5 protein-coding genes and 1 pseudogene are annotated in these 4,196 nt (G+C 29.7%); all 6 read right to left on the reverse strand.

The window, feature by feature from the left end:
• Nucleotides 1–71: 71 nt before the first annotated feature.
• Entirely contained in the window at nt 72–347 is a 276-nt protein-coding gene (locus HMPREF9131_RS02390) for a GNAT family N-acetyltransferase (protein ID WP_009345164.1), read from the reverse strand.
• Nucleotides 348–394: 47 nt separating this feature from the next.
• A complete protein-coding gene (locus HMPREF9131_RS02395; protein WP_009345163.1) occupies nt 395–1,174 on the reverse strand; it encodes an ABC transporter ATP-binding protein in 780 nt (259 codons plus the stop codon).
• On the reverse strand, nt 1,167–2,129 hold the full coding sequence (locus tag HMPREF9131_RS02400; protein ID WP_009345167.1) for an ABC transporter ATP-binding protein: 963 nt from the start codon (nt 2,127–2,129) through the stop codon (nt 1,167–1,169). Before HMPREF9131_RS02400 ends, HMPREF9131_RS02395 begins: the two co-directional genes overlap by 8 nt.
• Before the next feature lies 1 nt (nt 2,130).
• Nucleotides 2,131–2,973, reverse strand: coding sequence for an ABC transporter permease (locus HMPREF9131_RS02405; protein WP_009345168.1), 843 nt, complete (start codon nt 2,971–2,973; stop codon nt 2,131–2,133).
• 3 nt (nt 2,974–2,976) lie between these two features.
• Nucleotides 2,977–3,900 carry an ABC transporter permease gene (locus HMPREF9131_RS02410; RefSeq protein WP_009345165.1) on the reverse strand — a complete coding sequence of 308 codons (924 nt, stop codon included), beginning with the start codon at nt 3,898–3,900 and terminating at the stop codon, nt 2,977–2,979.
• A gap of 44 nt (nt 3,901–3,944) precedes the next feature.
• A pseudogene (locus HMPREF9131_RS08450) lies at nt 3,945–4,196 on the reverse strand (ABC transporter substrate-binding protein); the annotation flags it as partial.

The following is a 4,196-nucleotide window of genomic DNA, read 5'->3' on the forward strand; positions in this document are numbered from 1 at the left end:
AAATTTTTTTATTTTATTTTTTCTATAATCTTTTAAAAATATTTGATTTTTAAAATGGATAATATTTTGTATTAGCTAATAACATCTATATATTTTGTATTTTTAGAAAAAACACTCTTGGCTAAAGAATCAAGTGCAATTATTTTTTTCTTATTTTCTCTAGCAATATCCACAAATTTATCTATAATTTGTAAAATAAATATTTTTATATTATATTCTGCATCAAGGTATACTTCTTCTATTATCCATACATCTTTAGCTTGACTAAAACTGATGTATCCTATCTCAGCCTTGCCATCATAAGCAAATAAGTGATTTTTTTCTTTATCAAAAGTAAAAGAAAGCATCTATTTGATTCCCCCTTGTAAATGAATTTTACCCAATTTAAAATTTATCATTCATTGGGGTCTTCTTTTGGAAGTGAAGATAATAATTTTTTTGTATAGTCATCCTTAGGATTTTCAAAAATTTCATCTACAGTATTTTTTTCTTTCAAACTTCCCATTTGCATAACTAATACTTGATCAGCTATGTGCTTTACCAAAGCTAAATCATGAGAAATAAATACAAGAGTTAAACCATACTGAGTTTTTAAATCACTTAAAAGATTTATTATCTGTGCCTGAATTGAAACATCAAGGGCTGAGGTTGGCTCATCAGCTATTATTATCTTTGGATTTACGGCTATTGCCCTTGCTATAGAAATTCTTTGCCTTTGACCACCGGAAAATTCATAGGGATACCTATCCCTGAAAAATTTTGAAAGACCACAGATTTCCATAGTTTTTAATACTCTCTTTTCAAGCTCTTTTTTGTCATTAACTTTTTCTAGATTTTTTAATCCCTCAGAAATTATTTGAAAACAGGTTTTTCTTTGATTTAAAGATGAATAGGGGTCTTGAAATATCATCTGAACATTTACCCAATAATTTACATACTCTTTCTTGTTAAATTCAAGAATATTTTTATTTTGATAAATTATTTGCCCTTTTGCATCTTTATAAAGTCCCATTAAGCACCTTGCAAGAGTTGATTTACCAGACCCACTTTCTCCCACAATACCAAGGCACTCTCCCTTATTAATATCAAAAGAAATATCATTTAAGGCATTAACAGTTTTATTTTTTATCTTGAAACTTTTCATCAAATTTTTAATTTGCAAAATTTCATTCATAGAGGAAGCACCTCACTTTATGCCCATTCAAATCTTTTTGTATAGGTATTTTTCTTTTACAAATATCCATAACATATTGACATCTGTTGCAAAAATAACAGCTTTCGCTTAAATTTCTAGGGTCTTGTAAACTTCCTTTTATTGAAAATAATCTTTTTCTTGTATCACTAATAAGAGGTCTTGCTTTCATAAGCCCCTTAGTATAAGGATGTAGGGGGCTTTTAAAAATTTCTTTAATAGGAGCTTCTTCTACAATTAGTCCCTGGTACATCACATTTACCACATCAGCAATTTCAGCAACTAATGACAAATCATGAGATATGAATATTAGGCTTGTTTTATAATATTTCTTTAGTTTTTTCATCAATTCTAAAATTTCTTTTTGAATGGTTACATCAAGAGCTGTTGTCGGTTCATCTGCTATTAAAATCTTAGGATTTGGAGCAAGTGCCATAGCAATCATAACCCTTTGCCTCATGCCTCCTGAAAGTTCGTGGGGATAAGAGTTATATATCAATTTAGCATTATTTAGCTCAACTTTTTCAAGCATCTCTATAGATTTTTTCTTAGCTTCTTTTCTTGATATATTTGAATGTGCCCTATAAATTTCAGATACCTGATAGCCGATTTTTAAAACAGGATTAAGTGATGTCATTGGTTCTTGAAAAATCATACTTATATCCTTACCACGCATTTTTTCAATCTGCTTTTCACTTTTCTCCAAGAGATTTTCTCCCGAAAATATAATTTCACCTTCTAAAGAATCAAGAGATTTTTTATCTAATAATCCCATAATTGCAAGAGATGTTAAAGATTTTCCACAACCACTCTCACCTACTAGCCCTAGTGTTTGTCCTTCTTTTAAAGTCAAATCAACTCCATTGAGTGACTTTATTGGTCCTTTGGAACTAGCAAAATAAATTTTTAAATTTTTAATATTTAAAATTTCTTTCATACTATCCTCTTTTCTTAGGATCAAAGGCATCTCTTAAACCATCCCCCACTAAATTAAATAATAAAATACTTATACAAATTGCAAGCCCTGGAAATACTGTAAGAAATGGATAATCTCTTATGAAAGTTCTGCCTTCACTTAACATCTGTCCCCATTCTGCTTGTGGAGGCTCTATTCCCATTCCAATGAATGATAGGGATGCACTTGATAAAATATTTACGCCCACACCAATAGTAGCTTCAACTATGATTGGTCCTAATGAATTTGGCAAAATCTCACAAAAAATAATTTTTAAATCATTTTCTCCTAATATTCTTGCAGCTGTGACATACTCTAAATTTTTCTCCTCAATTACCTTTGATCTTATAAGCCTTGCATATTTAGGAGTTGAAGATAAGGATAAGGCTAAAATTAAATTAAAAACACCATTTCCCAAAGTTGCAGCCAAGGCAATAGCTAAAATAAGTTGAGGAATTGATAAAAATATATCCATAACTCTCATTGCAAAAACATCAAATTTACCACCATAATATCCGGCAAATAATCCTATAATAAGTCCAATTATTATTGAAAAAAAAGTAGAGCTTATACCTATTAATAAAGACATCTGTCCGCCATGTAAAATTCTTGAGAATTCATCTCTGCCAAAATTATCTGTACCCATCAAATGAGTTGGGCTTGGACTTAAAAATGTATTTGATACGTCTTGTTTTGTATAATCATATGGAGAAATAAAATCAGCAAATATTGATAGAACAATTAATATTAAAAGTAAAACAAAACAAAGCCTCGCTGCTTTATTTTGCATACAATATTTTGCAAATTTTCTAAATCTTTTAATCATAAGTTACTCCATCTTAATTTGAGGGTTTAAAAATCCATAAAGTATATCTACAATTATAGAAATTATTGAATATACAAGGGCTATAAACATTACACCACCTAAAATTACAGGATAATCTCTGGTCTTTACGCTATCAACCATAAGCCTTCCAATACCTGAAATTGAAAATACTGTTTCTGTCAATATGCTTCCACCTAAAAGTCCACCAGCTTGAAGTCCAATAGTTGTTATAATTGGAATCATTGCATTTTTTAAAGCATGAATAAAGATAATTCTTGATTTTTTGAGTCCCTTTGCCCTCGCCGTTCTTATATAATCCTTATCTAAAACTTCTATCATAGAAGACCTTGTCATTCTCATAATTGAAGATGAAGTTTGTAAACCCAAAGCAAGAACAGGAAGTATCATATGCCTCCACGAAGAAAAACCACTTGCAGGAAGTAGTTTTAATTTGCTTGAAAATATAATAATTAACAATAATCCTGACCAAAATATTGGCATTGCAAGTCCTATCATTCCTGCAAAAGAAATGAGTGAATCTATAATATTATTTTTATTTATCCCTGCAATTATCCCTAATATTATTCCTGAAATTATGGCAAAAATTAGAGAAACTCCTGCCAACTTTAAAGTATTAGGAAATACTCTTAAAATCTTTTCTATGACAGGAGTTTTTGACTGATATGAAGTTCCTAAATCAAAATGAAAAATTAAGTTTTTTAAAAATCGTCCATATTGAATTAAAAATGGGTCATTAAGACCCATTTTATCTCTTAATATCTCAACAGTCTCTTTTGGAGCATTAGGGCCGGCACTTGCTAATGCTGCATCTCCAGGTGACAAATATAGTAGGGAAAATACTACAAAAGATACCCCAATTATTGTAGGAATTAAAATTAAAATTCTTTTCAAAATATATTTAGGCATTTTTCACCCCATTAATTTTTAAAAATTTTTTCAAACTGAAAAATTTATCTAATATTTTTAAATCTCTGTGCATATCCTGCTTCCATGTCAAAATCTGGTAAATCCTTAGATGCTGCCATCAAAGTTTCTCCATAACAAATATACATCCAAGGCATATCTTCATATATTAATCTTTGTGCCTTTTCATATATTTCCTTTCTTTTGTTGTCATCAAAGGTTTGTGTTCCTTGGTCTATCAAAGTATCTAAATCCCTATTACCATAAAAGGTAAAATTGGGACCAATTCCTTTATTATT

Source organism: Peptoniphilus sp. oral taxon 836 str. F0141 (genome assembly GCF_000179335.1).
Classification (GTDB): Bacteria; Bacillota; Clostridia; order Tissierellales; family Peptoniphilaceae; genus Peptoniphilus_A; species Peptoniphilus_A lacrimalis.

Bases quoted from the DNA above. Each gene is read 5' to 3' on its own strand.
- HMPREF9131_RS02400 (WP_009345167.1), bottom strand. From the start codon at position 2,129: ATGAAAGAAATTTTAAATATTAAAAATTTAAAAATTTATTTTGCTAGT.
- HMPREF9131_RS02410 (WP_009345165.1), bottom strand. From the start codon at position 3,900: ATGCCTAAATATATTTTGAAAAGAATTTTAATTTTAATTCCTACAATA.
- HMPREF9131_RS02390 (WP_009345164.1), bottom strand. From the start codon at position 347: ATGCTTTCTTTTACTTTTGATAAAGAAAAAAATCACTTATTTGCTTAT.
- HMPREF9131_RS02395 (WP_009345163.1), bottom strand. From the start codon at position 1,174: ATGAATGAAATTTTGCAAATTAAAAATTTGATGAAAAGTTTCAAGATA.
- HMPREF9131_RS02405 (WP_009345168.1), bottom strand. From the start codon at position 2,973: ATGATTAAAAGATTTAGAAAATTTGCAAAATATTGTATGCAAAATAAA.